This window comes from Mesorhizobium sp. BH1-1-5 (genome assembly GCF_020165615.1).
In the GTDB taxonomy this organism is placed as follows: domain Bacteria; phylum Pseudomonadota; class Alphaproteobacteria; order Rhizobiales; family Rhizobiaceae; genus Mesorhizobium.
Window position 1 is genome coordinate 1 of record NZ_JAIUIM010000045.1, and the last position, 22,194, is coordinate 22,194.

Below are 22,194 nucleotides of genomic sequence, written 5' to 3' on the forward strand. Positions count from 1 at the left end.
GCCGTTGGCCGCAGCCACCGTGAGCAGCGCCCCTTCCGTCACGGCGTTGATGTCGGCACTGGCATGCGGCACGTCGTTTACGATATCGATGGTAAGCGTCGTGGAGGCGGGGTCGCCATCGGAATCGACCACCTTGACGGCAAAGTCGTCATGCGTGCCGTTGCCCGGGGTGCTATCCAGCAGCGTGTAGGAATAGGTGTAGCCGGTCCCAGGCGTGCCGGTGATGGTCAGGTCGCCATACTGGCCGTGCACCAGAATGCCACCGGCTGCGTTCGTCACCTCGATCTGGGTGTTGTCCTTGTCGGTCACGTAGAGGTGGCCGATCGCGTCGCCGCCGGTGGTGATCGCCAGCGCGCCGGTCGTGGTCTCGCTGGCGTCGCTGTTGTTGTTAGCGTCGTCGTCTGCGATTTCGCCCGAGCCTGCCGGCAGGCCGTCATGCGGCGGCAGGCCGGCTTCGTTCGCCGCGCTGTGGCCGTTCGCATCTGGATTCTGCGGTGTCACGTCGATGGTCGGCGTGGAATCCGGCTTCAGATTGATCGTCACCGTCGCCACCGAGGCGTCGCCGTCGCCGTCGACGATCTGGTACTTGAAGGTCACGGTTCCTTCTTCGCCGGCGGCCGGCTTGTAGGTGAAGGTGCCGTCGTTGTTGTAGGTGACCGTGCCGGTGCCGCCGGTGAGCGAGTTCGCCACATAGCTGACCTTCGACGGATCGGCGATGTTGACACCGTCCGCGCCGGGCACGTCGTTGGCGAACACGTTCACCGTCACCGGCGCGTTCTCGGTGCCCTGCGTGGCGACGTCGTCATGCGCCGTCGGCACGTCGTTTACGATGTCGATGGTGAGCGTCGTGGAGGCGGGGTCGGCATCGGAATCGACCACCTTGACGGCAAAGTCGTCATGCATGCCGTTGCCCGGGGTGCTATCCAGCAGCGTGTAGGAATAGGTGTAGCCGGTCCCAGGCGTGCCGGTGATGGTCAGGTCGCCATACTGGCCATGCACCAGAATGCCACCGGCTGCGTTCGTCACCTCGATCTGGGTGTTGTCCTTGTCGGTCACGTAGAGGTGGCCGATCGCGTCGCCGCCGGTGGTGATCGCCAGCGCGCCGGTCGTGGTCTCGCTGGCGTCGCTGTTGTTGTTAGCGTCGTTGTCTGCGATTTCGCCCGAGCCTGCCGGCAGGCCGTCATGCGGCGGCAGGCCGGCTTCGTTCGCCGCGCTGTGGCCGTTCGCATCTGGATTCTGCGGCGTCACGTCGATGGTCGGCGTGGAATCCGGCTTCAGATTGATCGTCACCGTCGCCACCGAGGCGTCGCCGTCGCCGTCGACGATCTGGTACTTGAAGGTCACGGTTCCTTCTTCGCCGGCGGCCGGCTTGTAGGTGAAGGTGCCGTCGTTGTTGTAGGTGACCGTGCCGGTGCCGCCGGTGAGCGAGTTCGCCACATAGCTGACCTTCGACGGATCGGCGATGTTGACACCGTCCGCGCCGGGCACGTCGTTGGCGAACACGTTCACCGTCACCGGCGCGTTCTCGGTGCCCTGCGTGGCGACGTCGTCATGCGCCGTCGGCACGTCGTCGACGATCTGGACCGAGAGCGTGCCGGGAAGCGAGACGTCGCCGTCGCTGTCGGTGACGGTCACCGTCATGTCGTCGTAAAGGGAGGCGTCGCCTGCCGGGTGAATCTCGCTGTGCAGCAGCGTGTAGGTGTAGCTCACCTGGCCGGTGGCGGCATCGTAGCCGTTGATGGTCAGCGTGTTGCCGAAGGGCGTCGCAATGTTGATCGGTGCCGACGCGCTGTTGGCAAGCTCGGCGGCGGTGATCACATGGCCATTGATGTCCACCGAGCCGATGCCGTCGGGCGAGTTGATGGTGAAGGTGCCGGTGTTGTGCTCGGAGGGGTCGTTGTCGACTTGGGCGCTGGTCCCCGCTTCGCCGGACCCCGTCGCGCCGGCGGTCTCAAGGCCCTTCTCGTTGACGGTGGTGTCGCCGCCCTGGACGGAAGGCGTAAGGTCGAGGATCGTCGGCGTTGAGTTGGGCAGCAACCCCGGGAACAGGTCGCGATGCTCTGGCTGGCCGAACGCCAGGTCCGTCGGCGGCAGCAGGGCGGTGAGGCCGAAGCCGTCGCCGATGCCGCCGGGGGGCTGTTCGAAATTGCCGCCCGCGCTGCCCGGCGAGCCGTTGCCGCCGGCCGAGATCGAGCCGTCGGCGCCGAAGGCGACATCGACATGGCTTGCCTCGAGGGCGGCGATCAGGGCCACGCGCGGCACCTCGACGTCGCCTAGGATGAAGGTCGGCACATTCAGCGCGGCGTCCTTGATGACGATCTGGGATCCGTCGGGCTGCGTGAGGACGAGGTCGTGTCCGTCGACTTTGATGTTGTCGATCGAAACGCTGGCCGGAAGCTTTACGACGTTGCCCGCCTCGACGTGATATTCATGCGGGGTATTCGCCGCCGCCGCATTTGCCGCCGGTGCGTTTGCGGGAGCGTTGGAAGCAGGAGCCTTGGCGTCCGCCGCCGGCTGGTTTGCCCCTTGAGCATTGGCCGCGCCCTGCGCCGGCGTGCCGCTGCCGACGTCGACCGGCACCGGCTCGCCGGCCGCCTGGCCAGTGGTCGCCTGCGCGACCTGGACACCCGTCGAGATGTGATTTTCACCAGCGCTCGTGTGCTCGTCCCAGGAATTTGAAACGACGTCGAATTCGATATTGGTCGTCATAGCTGAAGCCCCTCCGGCATTTCCCGGAAAGAGACATGTCAGGCCCGGACTTTGCAACAGACGTTCAATCCATTTCATATATTCGAATATGTAGAGAATCGCATTTTTTACACTTGGTAAATCGTGATGATATATGCAGTTATGCATGATCTTGACGGATGCGGGAGTGGCCGCAGCGCGTCGAGTTGGCTTGGTAAATGAAAGTATAAATTTGAATAAAATTTGATGGAAAATAGAATAGAGTGATTCGCGGAAATTTACCTACCTTCCTTTCCGATAATTTGAGACAAGATTGGTAGCGTCCACAGTCAAAGGTGGGCGTTATGAAAATACAAAAAGCAGCCCCGGGCATGACCGGGATCAAGGTACTCTTGCTGGCGGTCGGCCTTGCCGTTCAGGCAATTCCATCATCCGCCAGTGTGAATCCAGCTCTGCAGAATGTGCTTGCGCCGGCGAGTCTCGGCGGCGTTTCGCTGGCCCGGCCGCAGTCCTGGCAGCTGGCCGCCGCCTACCGGATCGCGGACGTTTCGACGGGCTATACGCCGACTGCACCTTATCAGGTTAAAGCGCAGTCGATCGCCACGGCCGAGCCCGGCATCGACCCGATCCAGACCGCCGCGATCATCCCCGGTGTCTTCGGCTCGGTCGCTTTGTCGATGCGCAACTTCCCGGTCGCGGCGCGCTGGGCTCCCGTCTACAAAGCCATCGTCGATTGCACCGCGGGCAGCGTCTGCGACCGCGAGAGCCCGGCCTTCACCGAGATCATCAAGATTGCCGCCGACAAGGGATTTCGCGAGAAGCTTTCCTTCGTCAACAGCAGCATCAACCGGCTGATCGCCTATCGCAAGGACAGCGTCGTCTACGGCAAGCTCGACTACTGGGCGAAGCCTTCGGAAATTCTCGAGCATCGCGCCGGCGATTGCGAGGATTTCGCCATACTGAAGATGGCGGCGCTGCTCAGGGCCGGGATCCCGGCGCAGAGCATGTCGCTGGTGGTGCTCCAGGATCGTCGCCGCAAGTTCTTCCACGCCGTCCTGTCGGTAAGCACGGGAAGCGGCGCCTTCATCCTCGACAGCCTCGGCAACGCCGTCATGCGCGACAGCGATCTGCCCGATTATGTTCCGCTCTATTCCTTCAGCACCGATCGCGCCTGGATCCACGGGTCGAAGTCCGGCGCGCAGATCGCCGATATAGCCGGCGGCTTCACGACGGTGGCACCCGGCGAAGGCGCGCCTGAACCATCAGTGGCTTCGGATCTCAGGCGGTAGATCGGGGCGGCTAAACGTTTCCGGGAACGCGGAAACTGCCCATTTGCTTGTTGTCGCGCAAGCTCCGGCGAGCGAAGCCACGACGCGCTTTCCCGCAATTGTCCAGTTCCTCAACACAGTGATTTTGAAAGATTGCAGGCTTGTCGGGCAAGGCCATCAACGTTGGGTAGTCAGCGCAAACGCTGGCGATGAGCTGAAGGCTCATGAACCTCGTCATTCCAGGGCGGAGCAAGGAGCGAAGCGACGCGCGCAGACCCGAGGATGACGATCGCGATAGGCGTCTCGGCCAATCGCCAAGGCCGGGGATCTGCCAACGCACACTGACCAACCGGTCAAAACTTCTGTGTTGAGGAACTACCCGTTGAAGACGAAAGCCATCAGCAGTTCCGGCTCGGTGACGGGCGCGCGCACGGCGCTGAGCTGGCCGCGATAGCGGCGCTCGCCGGCGCCGATGACGAAACCGCTGGTGACCGGCGTCTCGCCATTGGCGTCGAGCCGGGCGAAGATGTCGGGAACGTTGAGGTCGAGCGCCAGCTTCAGGTCCTGTCGCCCATCCTCGCCGGGCGCGCTCGGCAACTGGCGCCTGACCAGTTGCTGGAACGGCGCGTTGAAGGCCAGGATCTTCTTCGACGAAGACAGCGCGAAGGCGGGCGAGGGGCAGGCGACCAGGATCGCATTGATCGTGCGGATCGAAGCGAGCTTGCGCAGCTCCATGCTTTCCTCGGCAAGGCCGCGCATGCAGGCGACCCGGATCGCCGAGGTGAGGTTGCCCTGGTCGGGATGATGTTCGGCGATCTCCTCGACCAGCATGCCGATCGTGCATTTGCGGCTTTCGGCCATCTGCTTCAGCGACACCCAGAAGGCGCGCTCCAGCCGGATGCCGCGACGCACGCCGCCGCGCGCCACGACTCGGAATTCCGGGCCGAAATCCTCGGCCGCGAGAACCGGCAGCAGCCTTTCGCGCGAAGTGTCCGGGTGGTGGATGGCGCTATCGCTCACTCATCGCCTCCTGACGCGCCTTGTTGATGGGCTTCAAAAGATAGTTGAGGATCGTCTTGCGTCCGGTCTTGATGTCGACCGAGCAGATCATGCCGGGGATGATCGAATAGGTCTTGCCGTTCCTGGTCAGCGTCGACTTCTCGGTCGCGACCCGCACCTGATAGTAGGGCTCGCCCGTCTTCTGGTCGACGAGGCTGTCGGCGGTGATGTTGGAGACCTTGCCCTCGATGCCGCCGAAGATCGAGAAATCATAGGCCGTGACCTTGATCAGCGCCTGCTGGTCCGGCTGGATGAAGGCGACGTCGCGCGGCGAAACCCGCGCCTCCACCAGCAGCGTCTCGGAGGTCGGCACGATGCCGGCCACGACCGCGCCTGGCTGGACGAAGGCGCCGAGCGTGTTGACGTCGAGCGTGTTGACGATGCCGTCGACCGGCGAGCGGATGTCGGTGCGCGCCACCGCGTCGGTGGCGCCGCGGATGGTTTCGTCGACCACGGAAAGATCGGCGAGCGCTTGCGTCAGGTCGCTCAACGCTTCCTGCTGCAGTTGCAGACCCAATTCGCTCACCTGAAGCTGTGCCTCGGTGATCGCCGCCTTGCCCTTCTTGATCGTCTCTCCGGCAAGGGTCAGCTGTCCGTGAAGGTCGGTCTGTTCCCGCTCGACGCGGATCTGCTCGGTCTTGGCCATCAGGCCCTTCTTGACCATGGGTTCGACCAGCGCCGCTTCCTGGTCGGTGACGGCCAGGCTCTTGGACAGGCGATCGGCGTTGGCGCTGGCCTCGTCCAGTTCCTTTTCGCGCTGGTCGAGACGCGATTTGAGAACCGACAGCTTCACCTCGAAATTGTCGCGGCGGGCGACGAGCAGCTTTTGCTCGTTGTCGCAGATTTCCGGCGCGGCCTTCTGGATCTCGGCGGGGCAGGGGAACGATCCTTCGACATTGCCGCTCTGCTCGAACTGCAGCCGTGCGATGCGCGCTTGCAGCGCTCGCCCCTTGGCCTTCTCCTCGCCGAGGCTCGACGTGTTGCCCGAGTTGTCGAGGCGGATGATGAGGTCGTTCTTCTTGACGGTCTGGCCGATCTGGACGGCGATCTCCTGCACCACGCCGGCTTCGCTGGCCTGGATGATCTGCGTCTTCGAAGCGGGAATGACCTTGCCTTCGCCGCGCGCTATCTCATCGACCTCGGCAAAGGATGCCCAGGCAGTGAAGCACACGAACAGCGCCCCGATGATGTAGACGGACGCCGAGGCGAAAAGTGGTGGCCGGTCTTCCCTTGCAAGCATGTCCATACGTTCCGGTCAGGCATTTGCCTTTTGCAGTGCCTGGATGACTTGTTCCTTCGGCCCGTCGGCGACGACGCGGCCCTGGTCGATGACGATGAGGCGGTCGGCAAGCTCCAGCATGCTGTAGCGATGGGTCGACACGATCAGCGTCGTGCTGCGGTCGAACGCCACCTTGAGCTGCTTGATCAACTGCCGTTCGGAAGCGAGGTCCATCGAACCCGACGGCTCGTCCAGGAAGACGATCTTCGGCTTGGTCAAGAGCAGTCGCGCGATTGCCACGGCCTGCCTTTGCCCGCCCGAAAGATTGGTGCCCCGCTCGCCGACATTCATGTCGTAGCCGCGCGGATGCCGCGAGACGAAGTCGTCGACGCCGGCGGCTTTCGCGGCGTCGATGATCTCCTCGTCGGTCGCTTCCGGCGCCGCCATCAAGAGGTTCTCCTTGATGGTTCCCGAAAACAGGTCGCCGGCCTGCGCGACGATGCCGACCGCGGCGCGGACCTCCGAGGGATGGTATTGGCGGATATCGATGCCGTCGATCAGCAATTCGCCCGACGTCGGCAGGAAAAGCCGGCCGATCAGCCGGCCCATCGTGGTCTTGCCGGAACCGATGCGGCCGATGATGCCGACCCGCTCGCCGGGCCGCACCGCGATGTTGAGCCCGCTCAGAACCTCGTTTTCAGTGCCTGGATAGGCGAAGCCGACATTCTTGAAGGCAAGCGCGCCGCTGCGGATCGGCCGGTTGACGAAACCGACCGTATCGGGGCGGTCCTCCGGCTGCGACATGATCGTGTTGATGATCCTGAGCGACAGCATGGCCTGGCGGAACCGGGCAAGCGTGATGGCGATCTGGCCGAGCGGCGCCACGGCGCGGCCGGCGAGCATCACGGTGCCGATGATGGCGCCTGTCGAGACCTGGCCTTCCGAGAACGCATAGGCGCCGGCAACCACCAGGGCCACCGTCACGAATTGCTGGATGGCGCCGGTGATGTTGCCTGCCGCCGCCGAGAGCTCCTTGATCTTCTCCGACGTGTTGGCCGCGTTCTTCGAGTGCTCGCCCCATTTGCGCAGCAGGTAGGCTTCGGCGCGCAGCGACTTGATCGTTTCCAGCGTCGAAATGGATTCGACCAGCAGCGCCTGGCGCTGCGAGGCCTCGTTCATCGAGGCGGCGACCCGCTTGCCGATCCGCCGCTGCGTGATCAGTCCGACGATGACGGAGATGATGAAAGCCAGCGCCGGTATGATCACCAGCCAGCCGCCGATGGCGTAGATGACAGCCAGGAAGACGAAGACGAAGATCGTATCGATGAAGACGCTGACCGTGTTCGAGGCGAAGAACTCGCGCACGAATTCGTATTGCGTGACACGGTTTGCATATTCGCCCGTCGACCCAGGCCGCGCCGAAAGCGAGGAATTCAGCACTTTTTCGAACAGCAGATAGGAGATCCGCAGATCCGCCTTGCGGCCGGCATAGTCGATCAGCGACGCTCTGGCCGTCTTGAGGAGCAGGTCGAACAGGATGGCCGCGCCGATGCCGAGCGCCAGCACCCACAGTGTGGCGATCGCCTTGTTAGGCAGGATGCGATCGTAGACGTTCATGGTGAAGATCGGCGAGGCGATCGCCAGGAGATTGATGAAGACCGCCGACAGCACCACCTTGGAATAGGTGCGCCAGAACGCCCCCATCGTGCCGGTCAGCCAGTGGCGCCTTTCGATCCGCGCGGCCGTGCCGACCGTCATCTCCTCGGCCTGGTTGGCATAGGTGATCGAAAAGGACGTGCCGCCGCTGATATAGCTTTCGGCGAGTTCCGACCTGTCGATCGTGGTGCGGCCGTTTTCCTGCGGCGCCGTCAGATACTGCCCGCCCTCCATCTCCGCCAGGAGAGCGACCGGCAACTGGCTGACGCGGAAGACGATGGCCGGAAGATCGAAGCGGCCGCGCAGGAAATCGCGATGGTTGAAATCCTGGACTTCCAGGCCGATCCGCTCGGCCAGATGGCGGATTTCCTCCGGCTCGATGCGCGTCTCCGGAACCGGCACGCCGGCGAACAGCACCGTTTCCGCGCTCGGCCTGCCGAGATAGGCGGCAACAGCGCAGAAGCAGGCTTTGAAGGCCTCCTTGGGCGACAGGATGTTGGGTTGCTGGTTCACGATCCGCCCCGAAGGACCGAAGATCGATGCTTACATCGGCTACTTTTTCCTGACCGGCGCTAGGATGTCGAACGGCAGATCGTTCTTCTGCTCCGACGGCGTCCGCGCATAAGTCTCGGTATCGGCCGTAGCCGGCACACCGAATTCCTCACGGGCGTAGGCCGCGGCCTGCTTGGCCGGCTGGATGTTGAGCGTCTTCAGCAATTCTCCGGTTGCGGCCAGCAGCCGGTACTCGGCAAATAGCGACGCGTAGGACGACGTGTCGGCCAGCGTCGCGGTGTTGAAGCGCGTGTTCTGGGCATCGAGCACATCGAGCAGCGAGCGCTGTCCGACCTTGAACTGCTCGCGATAGGAAGCGACGAGCTTTTCATTGGTGGCAGCCTGCTGGCGCAGCGTCTTTGCCAGTTCGGCCTGGCGGAAGCGGCGGTCCCATGAGGTGCGGACGGCTTCCTCGATCTCGCGCAGCACCTGGTGCATCGCAAGCCGCTGCTCGCTGGTGCGCCGGATCTGTTCCTGCTCGTTGGCCTTGTCGATGCCGCCGCGGTAGAGGTTCCAGCGCAGCACCACCCGGGCCTGCAGGTCGCTCGCGTCGCCGTCGTCGCCGTCGATGTCATATCCGCCCCGGGCAACACCTTCGGCGGTGATCGTCGGGCCGTATTTCGCCCGCGCCGCGTCGACCAGCGAAGACGCCGCGTCGATATCGCTGTTGGCCATATGGACGCGCGGATTGTTCTGCCTGGCGAGCCCGATCGCATCGTCCAGCGACCGCGGCAGAGCGGCTGCGACATCGGCCGGCCGGGACGCGTTGGTCAGCGGCTTGCCGACATTCTTGAAGAAGCGGATCTTGGCCGCCTCGAGTTCTTCGGTTGCCTCCTGCATGCGCGCCTTGGCGGCAAAAAGGCGTTCCTCGGCCTGCTGCCGGTCGGCCTCGTTGAGCGCGCCGCCAGCGATGCCTTGCTTGATGTCGCTGAGGATGGACTGATGGAAGCCAAGGTTCTTCTTGGCCTCGGCCACGATCGAGGCCTGCAGCATATATTCCAGATAATCCTGGACGACCGCGAGCCCGATGAACTCGGACCGCTCCAGAACCCGGAAGGAAGCGCCGTCGACCCGCGAGGCCTGGCGGTTCAGTTCCGCTCGCCGCGCGCCGCTGTCGTACAGCGTCTGCGAGACGGTGAGGTCGGCCTCGTTCGGATAGAGGGCTTTGTGATCCTCGTCGAGCGCGCGCCGTGTATCATTGTCCAGCCGGCGAACGCCTGTCGACGCTTCCAGATCGACGCTGGGAAGATAAAGGCCTTTCGCCTGACGCAGCTCGAATTCGATCGCTTCGCGGTTCTCGATCGCCTGTCCAATCTCCGGATTGGATTCCACTGCGACGGCAACGGCTTCTTTGAGTGTGAGTGCGCTGGCGCTGCCACAAGCCAGCATCGACACCGTAATGGCAAGCGCAAACCGCCAGCCGACGGTAATTTTACCCGTCCTGGTCATTTCTACCCCGTGACTATCCCCGCGCCATTATTTTTTTATTGGCGCTTATTTGCCCAAGCCTGCCACCGGAGCTTTCGACCAGTATCTATCAGATTTTTCGAGGTTGTGAGCATATAATGGATTAGACACACCTTAAAAGTGCGATTCCGGGCATTAGGGTCTAAGCCTGTAGCAAAAATGGCACAGAAACCGGGCGCGGCGGGTCATGGCTTTCCGGTTTGGAGCAGGCCGCAATCGGCTTTTAAGACGGACCGTAATGGTTAATGGTCTGAAATAAATGGCGAATCGTGCGGTCGCCGCGGACAGACCCCATAGCGCTGGTTCTTCCGAAACTTAGTCGGTTGCGGCGAAAGTCGGAAAGCCGCGGGTTGTTGGGGAAAATCTGCTGCGACCTTGCAAAGCATGCGCAAGAAATCGCCATGTCAGCCTGGTTTGGTTGGCAAACCCGGATCGTTCCCTGTATTGCGAGCCGGAGTTAAAAGCGGTGGATCTTCTTGTATGACCAATATCGCCTTGACCGGGCTTGCCCGCGACCTCGCCCGACGCGCCGCCGAGGGTAGGCCGGTGCGCGTCGGCGTCATCGGCTCCGGCGAGATGGGTACCGATCTGGTGACGCAGGGCATGCTGATGCCGGGCATTTCGATCGTGGCCATCTCCACGCGGCGCCCGCACACCGCCCGCAAGGCGATCCGCATCGCCTATGGCGATGAGGCGATTGCCGCCGAGGCCGAAACCGCCTCCAGAGTCACTCAGGCGATCGAGGGCGGCAGGATAGCCATCACCTCGAACGAGATGCTGGTCACCAACCCGCTCATCGACGTCGTCATCGACGCCACGGGCAAACCGGGCGTCGCCGCCGATTTCGATCTGATGGCCATGGAGCATGGCAAGCATCTGGTGATGATGAATGTCGAAGCCGACGTGACCATCGGCTGCTACCTGAAGCAGCAGGCCGACCGGTTGGGCGTCGTCTACTCGGTCGGCGCCGGCGACGAGCCGTCAAGCTGCATGGAACTGATCGAGTTCGCCTCGGCGCTTGGGCTGAGCATCGTCGCGGCCGGCAAGGGCAAGAACAATCCGCTCAACCATGACGCCGTTCCGGACGATTATCGGGAAGAGGCGGCGCGCCGCAACATGAACCCGCGCATGCTGGTCGAGTTCGTCGACGGCTCGAAGACCATGGTCGAGATGTGCGCCATCGCCAACGCCACCGGCCTGGTGCCGGATGTTCCTGGCATGCACGGCCCCAAGGCCGATCGCGACCTGCTGGCCAAGGTGCTGATTCCGATAGAGGATGGCGGCCTCCTGTCGAGGAAAGGCGTCGTCGACTACACGATCGGCAAGGGCGTGGCGCCCGGCGTCTTCGTCATCGTCGAGGCGATGCACCCGCGCGTCGTCGAGCGCATGGACGATCTGCACGTCGGCAAGGGTCCTTACTACGGCCTGTTCCGGCCCTACCATCTGACCTCGCTGGAAGTGCCGCTCACCGCCGCCCGCATCATGCTTTACGGCAAGCCCGACATGGTGCCTCTGCCGAGGCCGGTGGCGGAAGTCTGCGCCGCCGCCAAGCGCGACCTCGCCGCTGGCGAGACCTTCGATGCCATCGGCGAGACCTGCTACCGCTCCTGGACCATGACGATTGCCGACGCGCGGATGAGCCGCGCCGTGCCGGTCGGACTGCTCGAAGGCGGCAAGGTGCTGAAGCCGGTGAAGAAGGGCGAGCTGTTGACCGAGGACAATGCCGCGCCGGACCGGACGACGCGACTATACGCCTTGCGCAAGTTGCAGGATGAGATGCTCTACGGCGCGACGGCTATTTCCCCAGCTCTATAGACCTCAGCCGCGCCGCTTCAACGGCTTCGGTGACGAGCTTCGTCAGCCGGTCGCCGTCCATCAGCACGGCAAGTGCGGCGGCGGTCGTGCCGTTGGGGCTGGTTACCTGCTGGCGCAGCACGCCCGGTTCCTCGTCTGCTTCCGCGGCGAGCGAGGCGGCGCCGGAGACAGTCTGCATGGCAAGCAGCTTGGCGGTTTCGGCGGGAAGGCCGGCCTTCTCGGCCGCAACCGTCAGCGCTTCGATGAAGTGGAAGACATAGGCCGGACCGGAGCCGGAGACGGCGGTCACGGCGTCCATGAGGCCCTCGTCGTCGATCGTCGTCACGACGCCGCTTGCCGAAAGCAGTTCGGCGACGAAGCGCCGCACGTCGTCGGAGACCAGTGGGTTGGAAAACACCACCATCATGCCCTTGCCGATCGCCGCCGGCGTGTTCGGCATGCAGCGGATGACCGGCGCCAGCTCACCCAGGATTTCCTCGAAGGTCGCGACCGGCGTGCCGGCGGCGATGCTGAGAAAGCTGGTCCTGCCGTCGCCGAAGCGCTTGTAATGCCCGGTTACCTCGCGGATCACCTGCGGTTTCACGGCAATGACAATGAGATCGGGGACAGCTTCGGCTGGAATGCCATCGGCGTGGGCCGCGGCGCGGCAGCCGAGATGCTCGGCGCGCTGGCGCAGTTCCGCGTTGGGCTCGACCACGAACACCGCTTGCGGCTCGAGCTTGGCGGATTTCAACCAGCCCGAGAGCATGGCGTAACCCATATTGCCGCAACCGGCGAGAACGAGCCTGATCGTCATGAAACCCTCCGTAGGAAGGCTCTCCTTAAAGCAATTCCAGGAAAAGTGTGAAGCGGTTTTCCGTCTGAAATTGCATAGGACAAAGAGACGGTTGCGCCGCAACGGAAAAGGGCAGTGGAGATCGATCGGCCAGGATCAGCTTGAAAGGCGAACCGGGATGGGCCGCAGCGAGACTTGTCTTAGGCCAAGCACGCCGAGCACGAAGAACAGCCAGACGGGATCGCCGCGGTGGAAGAAAAAGCTTTCGAGGAAAGCGTTCAGCGCCGTGAACAGCACAACCATCATGAAGAAATCGCCGAGGAAGATGTTTTCCTTGCGCGCCGGGATGCGCATGTAATCGCGCAAGGGGGCGATCAGGAAGGTGTAGACGGCGACGCAGAGCGCCGGGATGCCCATCAGCACCGCGATGTCGAGATAACCGTCATGGCCATGCACGATGGTGCGGATATCCCAGGGCCGGTCGAAGGGCTGGTCCTGGTTGAGCAGCAGCGGCGTCCCCCAGAAGCTTTCGTAGCCGTAGCCGGTCCATGGCTTCTTCGCCAGCATCTCGCCGGCGAACTCCCAAAGCGTCGTGCGCCCGGTATAGGTCAGGTTCGGGAAATAGATCGCCGCCAGATGCTTCACCGGTGCGATGAAGACGATGCCGAGCGTGCCGACGGCCGTCGCGGTGACCGCCAGCGCGAACAGGACCGGCGTGCCCAGCCGCATGCCGATGAGGCTGGGCAGCATGACGATCATGATCGAGAACGGCACCAGCCCGGCCGTGGTCTTTGAGCCGGTGTGGAGCATGAAGATCATCGCCGCGCAGAAGATGCCCGCGCCCCACCAGCGCTGGCCGCGCCGGAACAGATAAAGCCCGGCGAAGCTGAAACAGGCCATGACCGGGCCTGCGATGTTCTTGTGCGTGAAGACGCCGCGCCACAGGCCCGCATGTTCCGGCTCCTGCGAGTCGGCGGTGTGCAGCGCTTCGTGCGGGAAGACGACCAGGCCGATATAGGAAAGGCCGATCACCACGACGGCGGTGAAGATGACCACTCTGGCAAAGGAGTCGGCGTCGCGCGGCAGCACCAGGATCGTCGCCATGGTGATGATGCCGATCAGGGTGAAGGAGGCGGCGCGCATCGCCGCGGGCGGGTCGGTGGCGAGCACCACCGACAGGAAGAAGAAGCCCAGCATCAGCGCCCAGGAAGGGCTTACCAGCGAGCGCACCACGCGCGGGTCGGCGAAGGCGAGCAGCGAGAAGATCGAGACAGCGCCGAGCGAGCCGAAGCCGAGCTGGTTGACGATGTCGCCGCCGTCGCCAGTCAGTTCCGCGCCTGCCGGCTGGAAGGGCCGGAACGAGACGATGATGACGGTGAACAGGAGCGCGGCGATAGCCGTCGCCACGCCTTGCCTGGTGAAGGCGGCGCTGAGCGGCGCGCGCTCAATTCTTCTCAGGCTGTCGGTACTGCTCATTGGCATATCCGAATTCGGCGAGCACCCGGCCAAGCGCGACATAGACCGGGTAGAGGCTGCTCGTCAGCGAGCCGGTGCGCACCAGCCGGATAACGCCGCGCAACGGCGAGGCCGCAAGCAGCGCCAGGCTCTTCAGGAGAACTTTAAGGCCGGCAAACGGCGTGCCGGCCCGCTTCTTCTTTTCGACAAGCGTCGAGATCACGCCGTTGCGCAGGCTGCGGGCGCGGATCCAGTCGGCCTCGACACGCCGGGCCGGAACGGTCTCGTTGACCTTTGCCTCGGCGCACCAGCCGAGCACGAAGCCTTTCTGCGCGGAACGGCTGAGGAAATCGGAATCGCCGCCGCCCATGAAATTGAACCTGAGGTCGAGGAACGGCGGTCCCATGGCCTTGAGTACGTTGCGCCCGACCAACAGGTTGCCGGACGAGTAAAGCGCCGGCACGCGGCCCGTTTCCCGATAGGGCGGCGCAAAGACCGGGTGCTCGGCCCATCTCGCGTGGCTCGGATCGGCAAAGATGGGCACTTGCGGGCCGCCGACGATGTCGGCGCCAAGCGTCTCGGCGGCCTTGCACATGCGCTCCAGCCAGTCCGGCTCGGCGAGCTCGTCATCGTCGATGACCAGAAGGTGCTTGAAGTTGGGAAACTGCAGGACCGCCGTCTGCCAGCCTGCATTGTAGGCGCTGCAATTGCCGCGCTCATGCGCGATGATCACCAAGCCCGGTATCTCGCCGCTTTCGAACAGCGGCAGCACCGCGGCGGCGCCTTCGCGCGCCCCGGCTTCGTTTTCCATGACGATGACGGCGAAACGCCGGTCGGTCCGCTGTGCCTTGAGCGAAGCCAGGGTTTCCAGCACCTTCTTCGGCCGCTTGAAGGTCGGCAGCGTCACGACCGCCTCGACGGTCTCGGCGGCAAGCCCCGGCGACCGCCCCGCGATCGATACAGAAGCGTCGGACGGCAAAGGGATCATCCGTTTCCAGCAGCGTGGGTTTGAGCCCTCGATAGCATCGCGGTGATAACGTTTCGTTAATCACCTTCTCGCCTGGCTGTCGGAAAAGGCGGGTCTTCGGCCTTTGACAGTGCCATTTAATCAAGGCTTCACCGCGTTTTGCTACCGGCTGCAGCCAAGGATAGGTGAGATGCATCTGCTGTTCGCCACATCGATCGTGCCTGATGGCGCTCTCGCCTCGGGCTACGAGATTGCCAACGCCGCGATCATCGACGCGCTGCGGCGCGCCGGTGTGCGCGTGACGGTGATCGGCTTCATCTGGCCCGGAAAGGCCCCGTCCGATCCCCAGAACACCATCGTGCTCGACGCCGTCGAGGTCCGAACCGAAAGCGCATCGCCGCTGCAAAAGCTTGCCTGGCTGGGCAAGGCGGTCTTGTCCGGCCTTACCTTCTCCTCCGTCAAGCTGCGTGTCGTGCCTGACGCCGAGCTACGCGCCGCCATCGAGCGCGCTGGTTCCTTCGATGGCTATGTCCTGAACTCGGTGCAATTCGCCGGTGCCTTTGAGAAGGTTTTCGCCGACCATCCATTCGTCTTCGTGGCGCACAATGTCGAGCATCGCTCGGCCGAGGAAAATGCGGCCGCGGCCGGCAGCGCGCTCCAGCGCTGGATGTTCCGGCGCGAGGCCAGGCTCCTCCAGGTCCTGGAGGAGCGCCTCTGCGGCGCCGCGCGCTTTGTCTTCACGCTGGCCGAGGAAGACCGCGCGGCACTTGGCGTCGCCTCCGACAGACGCTCGGCAGTGCTGCCGCTTGTAACCCGGGCGCAGGCGCCGACAGGCAGCGTGAAGCGGCATATCGATTGTGACGCCGCGCTGATCGGCACCTGGACCTGGCAGCCGAACCGCATCGGGCTCGATTGGTTCCTGACCAAGGTCGTGCCGCATCTGAAGCCGGATTTCCGCATCAGGATCGCGGGGAACATGCCTTCCGGCATCAGCTCGCCGCATCCCGGCGTTTCCTTCGTCGGCAGGGTTCCCGACGCACAGGCTTTCGTGCGCGACGCCGCCGTCATTCCCTTGATCAGCACCGCCGGCAGCGGGGTGCAGTTGAAGACCATCGAGACCTTCGAGCTCGGCCTGCCGTCCGTCGCCACCAGCCGCTCGCTGCGCGGCATCGGCTATCGTCCCGACAACTGCGTGGTGACCGACGATCCGATCGCTTTCGCCGCCGCCCTCCAGGCGGCAGCCGCCAATGTCCGCGACGTGGATGGCAGCGCCTTCCATCGCCGCCAGCTCAAGGCGCTCGACGCCGCGATCGGGCTCGGCCTGGAGAAGCTCGGCGCTGTCAGGCAGGAGGTCGCCGCATGAACATGCACACCGCGCGCGCCGCCTTCGGCTTCGACACGCTCAAGACCATTTTGGGCATTCCCGTGCTGGCCATACGCTGGGACGAGGCCATCACCTTGCTCACCAGGCTGATCGACGAGCGTCGCTTCACCAAGGTGAGCTTCCTCAACGCCCACAACGCCAACCTCGCCTGCACCGATCCGGTCTTCGCCGAGGCGCTGGAAGACTTCCTCATCCTGCCGGACGGTGTCGGCGTCGACATGGCGGCAAAGCTGCTTTACGGCGCGCCGTTCCCCAGCAATCTCAACGGCACCGATTTCATTCCGGCCTTCCTGCAGGCCTCGTCGCATCCGCTGACAGTGGCGCTGCTCGGCACGACGCGCGCCAATGCCGAAGCCGCCTGCGCGAAGCTATCGACGCTCGCCATGCAGCACGAATTTGTCGTCATCCATGACGGCTTCTTCTCCGCCACCGAGGAGCCGGCGATCCTCGAGCGCATCGCCAGGCTGCGGCCGGACGTGCTGCTCGTCGCCATGGGCGTGCCGCGCCAGGAATTGTGGATCGAGCGCCACATCGACAGCCGCCATTGCACGCTGCCGGTCGCCGTCGGCGCGCTGCTCGATTTCATGAGCGGCTCGGTGCCGCGCGCTCCTTTATGGCTGCGCCGGCTGCGGCTCGAATGGCTGTTCCGCCTGTGGATCGAACCCGGCCGCCTGTGGCGCCGCTACATCGTCGGCAACCCGGTCTTCCTGTGGCGCGTCGTCAGGCAGAAGCTGTCGCTGGGGCCGCGGCCCGCGGAGGCGCGCCGGTGAACAGCCGCTTCGTGCCGGACACCGCCACAAAAATCGAACCGCTGCCGCGCGCGCCCTTGGCCGCGATCGTCACCGCGAGCTACGCGCCGGATTTCGAGCGCTGCCGGTTGTTGTGCGAAACCATCGACCGCCACGTCACCGGCATGGCGCATCATTACATCCTGACCGAGCATCGCGACGTCGCGCTGTTTCGCCAGCTCGAAGGCAGCCGCCGCAGCGTCGTCGACGAGCGGGACCTGTTGCCGCGCTGGCTGCGCGTCTTCGACGATCCGCTGAGCGGTTTCCGCCGCCGCGTCTGGCTGAGCCTCAAAACGCAGCCGCTGCGCGGATGGCATGTGCAGCAGCTGCGCCGCATCGCCATTGCCGGGCAGGCAAAGGAAGACGTGCTGGTCTTCTGCGATTCCGATGTCGCCTTCCTGAAACCGTTCGACACCGGCGCCTTCTGGCGCGACGGCAAGGTGCGGCTGTTTCGGCGCGACGGCGTCCTCGCCAACGACGGTCATGACGAGCATCGCATCTGGTCGCGCAACGCGGGTGCGGCGCTCGGCATCGATGCCGCCAATCAATCGAGCCACGATTACATCTCGACGCTGATCGCCTGGCGCCGCGAGACGGTCAACGCGATGCGCGAGCGCATCGAGAAGGTGCATGGCCGCGACTGGGTCGGCGTCGTCGGTTCGGCGCGGCAGTTCTCCGAATGCATGATCTATGGCCGCTATGTCGACGATATGCTTCAAGGCGCCGGCCATTTCCATGGCTCGGAGGAATTCTGCCGCGTCCACTGGAACGGCAAGCCGCTCTCGGACGACGAGTTCCGCCGTTTCGTCGACACCATGGCGCCGGAACAGGCGGCGATCGGCATGCAGTCCTTCGTCGGCACCGATATCGGCCGCATCCGCCGCCTGATCGGGCTTGAATAAACCGCGCTGAGATTCAGGTCAGGCCGAGCCGAAAATGGTGGGTTCCGAGAACCGGAGCGGAGCGTACTTAAAGTAGGTGAGCACCGGAAGCGCAGGGAGCCGCCATTTGCAGGCCGGCCTCACCTGGATCAGATCGCTTTCGCCGGCCGGCGCATCGCCGAATAAGTCAGCAGCATCGAGGCGAGATAAAGCAGCAGGAAGACGATGTTGAGCGACAGGACCAGATTGGCCGTGTCGGGGATGGTCGTCAGCACATAGATGAGCAGAACCGCCTTCAATCCGGCGAGCAGGCCGAGATTGATCGCCCGCACCGCCGTCTGGCCGCGCGCGAACAGAAGCTCGGCCTGGTATTCGACGAGATTGCGCAGGCCAGGCACGCAGACCGCCAGCGCCACCAGCGGCGCTGCCTCGGCGACATTCTTGCCGAGTGCATTCGGGAAGAAATGCAGCACGATGCCGAGCGACATGAGCGCGAGCGTCGAGACCAGGAACACGCCGCCTTCGATACCGCTCTTGACCGCCAGCCGCGACAGCAGCTCCGGTGCCCGCATCATGCGCTGCACCAGCATCATCGAGAAGGTGCGGATCGGGATCGCGGTGAGATCGACCAGCCGCATGATGATGGCGTAGATGCCGGCCAGATGCGGTCCGCCGATCGACAGCACCAGGAGCTTGTCGAACTCCATCTGCAGGTAGAACAGCACCTCGGACCCGGCCACATAGATGGAATCGGCGAGCCGGCGGAAATAGAGCGCGGCGCGCAGCCTCAGCCGCTGGCGCGGATAGAAGAAGGCAAAGGCGATAACGAGCGAGGCGGCGTTGGCGCCGATGTAATACAGCGACCAGACGCCGATCGAGTGCTGCGCGGCAAGCATGAAGAGCACCGCGCCGACTGCCCTCAGCGCCGTCGCCAGGATGGCGAGCACCGCCGCGCGCCCGAACTTGCCGAGCCCGTTGTTGACGATAAGCACGACCTCGACCGGCCGCCATAGAAGCGCCTCGGCGAAGACGACCGCGGCGAAGGCCGACAGCGGCACGGTGCCGGCAAAGAAGATCAGGTAGATGATGTAGGAGGCGGCGGCGAGGAACGGCAGCGACAGGACGCCGAGAAGCAGGAAACCGGCGGTGAATGTGCCGATTAGATTGGGACGGATCGTGGCGGTGCGGTAAAGCGCCGAGATGAAGCCGAAGGCCAGGATGCGCGACAGCATGATGCCGGCGGCCGAGGCGGTCGCGAACATGCCGAACTCGGCGATCGAAAGCGTGTTGGCCAAGGCGACGAAATACGCCAGCGAAAACACCAGCCGACCGCCGGCGCCGCTGATCGCCGAGAAATAGTCGAATACCAGTTTCCGGCGGGTGGCCACGAAGTGGCCGATCCGCGCGAAGCTCCGCCTTTGCGGTATATCGCTGGCCTGGGTCATATCCGGGGCGATACATAGGCTGGAAAGTTTAACGCGGCGTTCTGGCGCCTGTCCTGGCGGCGCTGGAATGCCGTGGACGAGGCGAAAAACTATGCCCGCCGAGGCGCAAAATTAACCGTTTGTTTCCTATGCCTGTTTAACGTGGCTTAACGATTGGCCATCCGCCGCGCCCAAGCCGCCAGAAAGCAAGTTCCAGGACAATGGTCGACAGGGATAACCGTGATGACTGGAGGCGCGAGCGTTCCCTGCTCGCGCTCGGCCAAGCCATGCGTGGCGACGACAACACGGTTTCGATCGGCGACCGGGCCAATTCCTCATGGCGCGAGGACGCCGCCGCGCGCCATCGCGCCGCGCGGTCCGAACGCGAAGGAAAGGTGAATCCACGACCCGCCGATACCGACGGATTTAGCCATGATCAGGCGCAACCGGTATCGGAACCGGTCGAACCCGAACATGACTGGCGCGGAAGAAATCGGTCTGCGTCGCCCGAGCCGCTCTACGAAGCCCCGGCTGAGAACCAGCAGCCACAAGCCGCCACCGAACCGCGTCACACGAGCCGGCCGCCGGCCGGCGGCGATTCCCAGGAATGGAAACCGCTGATCGACCCGATGCAGGTCGTGCACGGCATCACGCGGTCCAAGGCACTGATCCTGTCGACGACCATCCTGGGCGCCGCGCTTGGCGTCGCCATCGCGTTGTCGACGCCAAAGAAATATGAGGCCACCACCGACGTCATCGTCGACCCGCGCGACCTCAAGCTTACCGATCGCGACCTGACGCAGAACGTGGTCGCCTCGGATGCGACGCTCGCCATCGTCGAGAACCAGGTCCGCATCCTGACCTCGGGCACCGTTCTCAACAAGGTCGTCACCGACCTCAACCTCACCAACGACCCGGAATTCAACGGCCAGGGCAAGGGCGGCTTCGGCCTGATGTCGACGCTTCGTTCGATCCTGTCGCGGCAGGATGCGGGCGCGGCGGACGAAGCGCGCAAGCGCGCGCTGGCGGTCGGCACTCTGTACGACAGCCTCGACGTCGAGCGCGGTGGCAAGACCTTCGTGGTCTCGGTCAGCGCCACCACGCAGAACGCAGAGAAATCCGCCCTGATCGCCAACACCATGGTCAAGGCCTTCAGGCAGATTTCCAGCGAGATCCAGTCCAGCACCGCGGGCCGCGCCAATGACGAGCTGACCGCCAGGCTCGGCGAATTGCGCAAGGGCGTCGAGACGGCCGAACGCAATGTCGAGGACTACAGGGCGACGCACGACCTCGTCGACGCGCAGGGTCACCTGATCAGCGACGACCAGATGCTGAAGCTCAACGAGCAGCTTTCGGTCGCCCGCGCCCGCACGCTGGAGCTCAACGCCCGCGCCGCCTCGGCGCGCTCGCTGAACGTCAATTCGGTGCTCAGCGGCACTTTGCCGGAAGAGATCAACTCCAACATGATGAGCGAGCTGCGCTCGCAATATGCGGGGCTGAAGCAGGAAGCCGATCGCGCCGAGGTCAAGCTCGGGCCGCGCCATCCGGAGATCGAGGCGCTCAACGCCCAGCTCGCCGGCGCGCGTGAGCGCATCGGCGCCGAGCTGCAGCGCATCGCGTCCTCGCTGCAGGTCGACCTGAAGCGCTCGGTCCAGCTCGAGCAGGACCTGTCCTCGCGCCTGGCGCAGGCCAAGGTGCAGAGCGGCGACGTCAACAACAATCTGGTTTCGCTACGCGAGCTGGAGCGCGAGGCCGCCGCCAAGCGTTCCGTCTACGAGCAGTTCCTGCTGCGCGCCAAGGAAACCGCCGAGCAGAAGGATATCAACACCGCCAACATCAGCGTCATTTCCGATGCCTATGCGCCGCTGCAGGCCAAGGGCCCGTCGCGCGCGCTGATGGCCGTGGCCGGCCTATTTGCCGGCCTGTTCGCGGGCTTCGGTCTTGGCGCGCTGCGCGGCATCTATGCAAGTCTGCGCGAGACGGCCGATAGCCGCTCGCGCCGCGGAGTCGATGAGCGTGCTCCCACGGTGGAGAACAACTCCAACCGCGCCGCTCCGCCGCCGGCGCCGCCACCGCTCGTGACGCCGCCGCCCGTCCCGCCTGTCGCTCCGCCGCCGGCCGCGTCTTTCACGCCGCCTCCGGCTCCGTCTTTCACACCGCCGCCGGCTCCGTCATTCGCGCCGTCGCCAGCGGCGGCATCTTACACGCCGCCCGCAGCCGCGTCTTACACACCACCGCCTGCCTCACCCCCGATCCCTCCACCGGCGGTCGCGCCGGCCCCAGTCCAATCCGTCGCGCCGCCACCGGTGCCGGACAACGACGCCGGCCGGCCGGGACTCTTTGGCTCGCTGGCCTCGGCGGTTCGCTATTTCGTGCGGCGCGAGCCGGCTGATACGGTCGATTTGGACTCTGTCCCGCCCGAAAGCGCCTGGCGCGCGCCTACCCTGGAAGAGCGCTATCCTCGGGCTGAAGGCCCGGCGCGGGAAAATTTTCAGCCGCCATACGAGCAGGGCTATTCCTATTCTTACCGGCCGGACCATGGTCGGACCGATCCGTACGAGGATCATTATCCGGCCTCGCCGGCATCCTATCATCCGCAACCGCCGGTTCCGGGCGACGCTCGCCAGTTGCCCGCCGACCAGGGTGAGATCGACGACATCCGCGCCAGCCTGCGCGAATTCCGCGAGGCGGTGCGCGAGCTGACCGAAAGCCGCTCGCGCCGCCGCTATTTCTAAAGCGCCCGTATTTCTTAACCGCCTGACCTTCGATAAAAGCGACCGGTTTCGGGTTTACGGC

At 64.4% G+C, this 22,194-nt stretch carries 16 protein-coding genes; 6 read left to right on the plus strand and 10 right to left on the minus strand.

Annotation, left to right across the window (positions count from 1 at the left end; translation table 11 throughout):
- Positions 1–2,709 (minus strand): Ig-like domain-containing protein (locus LB572_RS33125; protein WP_224670746.1); only part of this gene is annotated, 2,709 nt, incomplete at its 3' end.
- Between the two features lie 323 nt (positions 2,710–3,032).
- Here LB572_RS33125 and LB572_RS33130 point away from each other — a divergent pair.
- Positions 3,033–3,977 (plus strand): transglutaminase-like cysteine peptidase, encoded by a 945-nt coding sequence (locus LB572_RS33130; protein ID WP_224670747.1) that lies wholly within the window; start codon positions 3,033–3,035, stop codon positions 3,975–3,977.
- A 10-nt stretch (positions 3,978–3,987) separates the two neighbouring features.
- Here the strand turns inward: LB572_RS33130 and LB572_RS33135 are convergent, their stop codons facing one another.
- From LB572_RS33135 to LB572_RS33155, 5 genes are all read right to left on the minus strand, one after another.
- Complete coding sequence (locus LB572_RS33135) at positions 3,988–4,182, minus strand: hypothetical protein (protein ID WP_224670748.1); 195 nt, start codon at positions 4,180–4,182, stop codon at positions 3,988–3,990.
- 149 nt (positions 4,183–4,331) lie between these two features.
- A complete protein-coding gene (locus LB572_RS33140) occupies positions 4,332–4,976 on the minus strand; it encodes a ribbon-helix-helix domain-containing protein (RefSeq protein WP_412033618.1) in 645 nt (214 codons plus the stop codon).
- Positions 4,966–6,255 carry an HlyD family type I secretion periplasmic adaptor subunit gene (locus LB572_RS33145; RefSeq protein ID WP_224670749.1) on the minus strand — a complete coding sequence of 430 codons (1,290 nt, stop codon included), beginning with the start codon at positions 6,253–6,255 and terminating at the stop codon, positions 4,966–4,968. Before LB572_RS33145 ends, LB572_RS33140 begins: the two co-directional genes overlap by 11 nt.
- 15 nt (positions 6,256–6,270) lie before the next feature.
- Positions 6,271–8,403: a type I secretion system permease/ATPase gene (locus LB572_RS33150; RefSeq protein ID WP_224670750.1), complete on the minus strand. Its 2,133-nt coding sequence runs from the start codon at positions 8,401–8,403 to the stop codon at positions 6,271–6,273.
- A 39-nt stretch (positions 8,404–8,442) separates the two neighbouring features.
- Entirely contained in the window at positions 8,443–9,891 is a 1,449-nt protein-coding gene (locus LB572_RS33155; RefSeq protein WP_140810327.1) for a TolC family protein, read from the minus strand.
- 498 nt (positions 9,892–10,389) lie between these two features.
- Between LB572_RS33155 and LB572_RS33160 the strand changes: the two genes are divergently transcribed.
- On the plus strand, positions 10,390–11,724 hold the full coding sequence (locus tag LB572_RS33160) for an NAD(P)H-dependent oxidoreductase (protein ID WP_224670751.1): 1,335 nt from the start codon (positions 10,390–10,392) through the stop codon (positions 11,722–11,724).
- Here LB572_RS33160 and proC read toward each other — a convergent pair.
- The 3 genes from proC to LB572_RS33175 all read right to left on the minus strand — a co-directional run bounded on the left by proC (position 11,705) and on the right by LB572_RS33175 (position 14,942).
- Positions 11,705–12,520, minus strand: coding sequence for a pyrroline-5-carboxylate reductase (proC, locus tag LB572_RS33165; RefSeq protein ID WP_224670752.1), 816 nt, complete (start codon positions 12,518–12,520; stop codon positions 11,705–11,707). The genes LB572_RS33160 and proC overlap by 20 nt on opposite strands.
- Positions 12,521–12,655: 135 nt before the next feature.
- Entirely contained in the window at positions 12,656–13,975 is a 1,320-nt protein-coding gene (locus LB572_RS33170) for an O-antigen ligase family protein (RefSeq protein WP_224670753.1), read from the minus strand.
- A complete protein-coding gene (locus tag LB572_RS33175) occupies positions 13,944–14,942 on the minus strand; it encodes a glycosyltransferase family 2 protein (RefSeq protein WP_224670754.1) in 999 nt (332 codons plus the stop codon). Before LB572_RS33175 ends, LB572_RS33170 begins: the two co-directional genes overlap by 32 nt.
- 169 nt (positions 14,943–15,111) lie before the next feature.
- On the opposite strand from LB572_RS33175, the gene LB572_RS33180 reads away from it, so the two are divergent.
- The 3 genes from LB572_RS33180 to LB572_RS33190 are packed head-to-tail and all read left to right on the plus strand — an operon-like array spanning position 15,112 to position 17,995.
- On the plus strand, positions 15,112–16,284 hold the full coding sequence (locus LB572_RS33180) for a glycosyltransferase (protein WP_224670755.1): 1,173 nt from the start codon (positions 15,112–15,114) through the stop codon (positions 16,282–16,284).
- Positions 16,281–17,075, plus strand: coding sequence for a WecB/TagA/CpsF family glycosyltransferase (locus LB572_RS33185; RefSeq protein WP_140810445.1), 795 nt, complete (start codon positions 16,281–16,283; stop codon positions 17,073–17,075). The genes LB572_RS33180 and LB572_RS33185 overlap by 4 nt, the downstream gene beginning before the upstream one ends.
- Positions 17,072–17,995 carry a DUF6492 family protein gene (locus LB572_RS33190; protein WP_224670756.1) on the plus strand — a complete coding sequence of 308 codons (924 nt, stop codon included), beginning with the start codon at positions 17,072–17,074 and terminating at the stop codon, positions 17,993–17,995. Before LB572_RS33185 ends, LB572_RS33190 begins: the two co-directional genes overlap by 4 nt.
- A gap of 128 nt (positions 17,996–18,123) precedes the next feature.
- Here the strand turns inward: LB572_RS33190 and LB572_RS33195 are convergent, their stop codons facing one another.
- Positions 18,124–19,419 carry a lipopolysaccharide biosynthesis protein gene (locus LB572_RS33195; protein ID WP_140810436.1) on the minus strand — a complete coding sequence of 432 codons (1,296 nt, stop codon included), beginning with the start codon at positions 19,417–19,419 and terminating at the stop codon, positions 18,124–18,126.
- Positions 19,420–19,619: 200 nt separating this feature from the next.
- Here LB572_RS33195 and LB572_RS33200 point away from each other — a divergent pair, with 200 nt between their 5' ends.
- Positions 19,620–22,133 (plus strand): GumC family protein, encoded by a 2,514-nt coding sequence (locus LB572_RS33200; RefSeq protein ID WP_224670757.1) that lies wholly within the window; start codon positions 19,620–19,622, stop codon positions 22,131–22,133.
- The last annotated feature ends 61 nt before the right edge of the window (positions 22,134–22,194 follow it).

What these genes read in the sequence shown, in the direction of transcription:
- LB572_RS33130 (WP_224670747.1), top strand. Translation starts at nt 3,033, where the DNA reads ATGAAAATACAAAAAGCAGCCCCGGGCATGACCGGGATCAAGGTACTC.
- LB572_RS33135 (WP_224670748.1), bottom strand. Translation starts at nt 4,182, where the DNA reads ATGAGCCTTCAGCTCATCGCCAGCGTTTGCGCTGACTACCCAACGTTG.
- LB572_RS33145 (WP_224670749.1), bottom strand. Translation starts at nt 6,255, where the DNA reads ATGCTTGCAAGGGAAGACCGGCCACCACTTTTCGCCTCGGCGTCCGTC.
- LB572_RS33155 (WP_140810327.1), bottom strand. Translation starts at nt 9,891, where the DNA reads ATGACCAGGACGGGTAAAATTACCGTCGGCTGGCGGTTTGCGCTTGCC.
- LB572_RS33160 (WP_224670751.1), top strand. Translation starts at nt 10,390, where the DNA reads ATGACCAATATCGCCTTGACCGGGCTTGCCCGCGACCTCGCCCGACGC.
- proC (WP_224670752.1), bottom strand. Translation starts at nt 12,520, where the DNA reads ATGACGATCAGGCTCGTTCTCGCCGGTTGCGGCAATATGGGTTACGCC.
- LB572_RS33170 (WP_224670753.1), bottom strand. Translation starts at nt 13,975, where the DNA reads ATGAGCAGTACCGACAGCCTGAGAAGAATTGAGCGCGCGCCGCTCAGC.
- LB572_RS33175 (WP_224670754.1), bottom strand. Translation starts at nt 14,942, where the DNA reads ATGATCCCTTTGCCGTCCGACGCTTCTGTATCGATCGCGGGGCGGTCG.
- LB572_RS33180 (WP_224670755.1), top strand. Translation starts at nt 15,112, where the DNA reads ATGCATCTGCTGTTCGCCACATCGATCGTGCCTGATGGCGCTCTCGCC.
- LB572_RS33185 (WP_140810445.1), top strand. Translation starts at nt 16,281, where the DNA reads ATGAACATGCACACCGCGCGCGCCGCCTTCGGCTTCGACACGCTCAAG.
- LB572_RS33195 (WP_140810436.1), bottom strand. Translation starts at nt 19,419, where the DNA reads ATGACCCAGGCCAGCGATATACCGCAAAGGCGGAGCTTCGCGCGGATC.
- LB572_RS33200 (WP_224670757.1), top strand. Translation starts at nt 19,620, where the DNA reads ATGGTCGACAGGGATAACCGTGATGACTGGAGGCGCGAGCGTTCCCTG.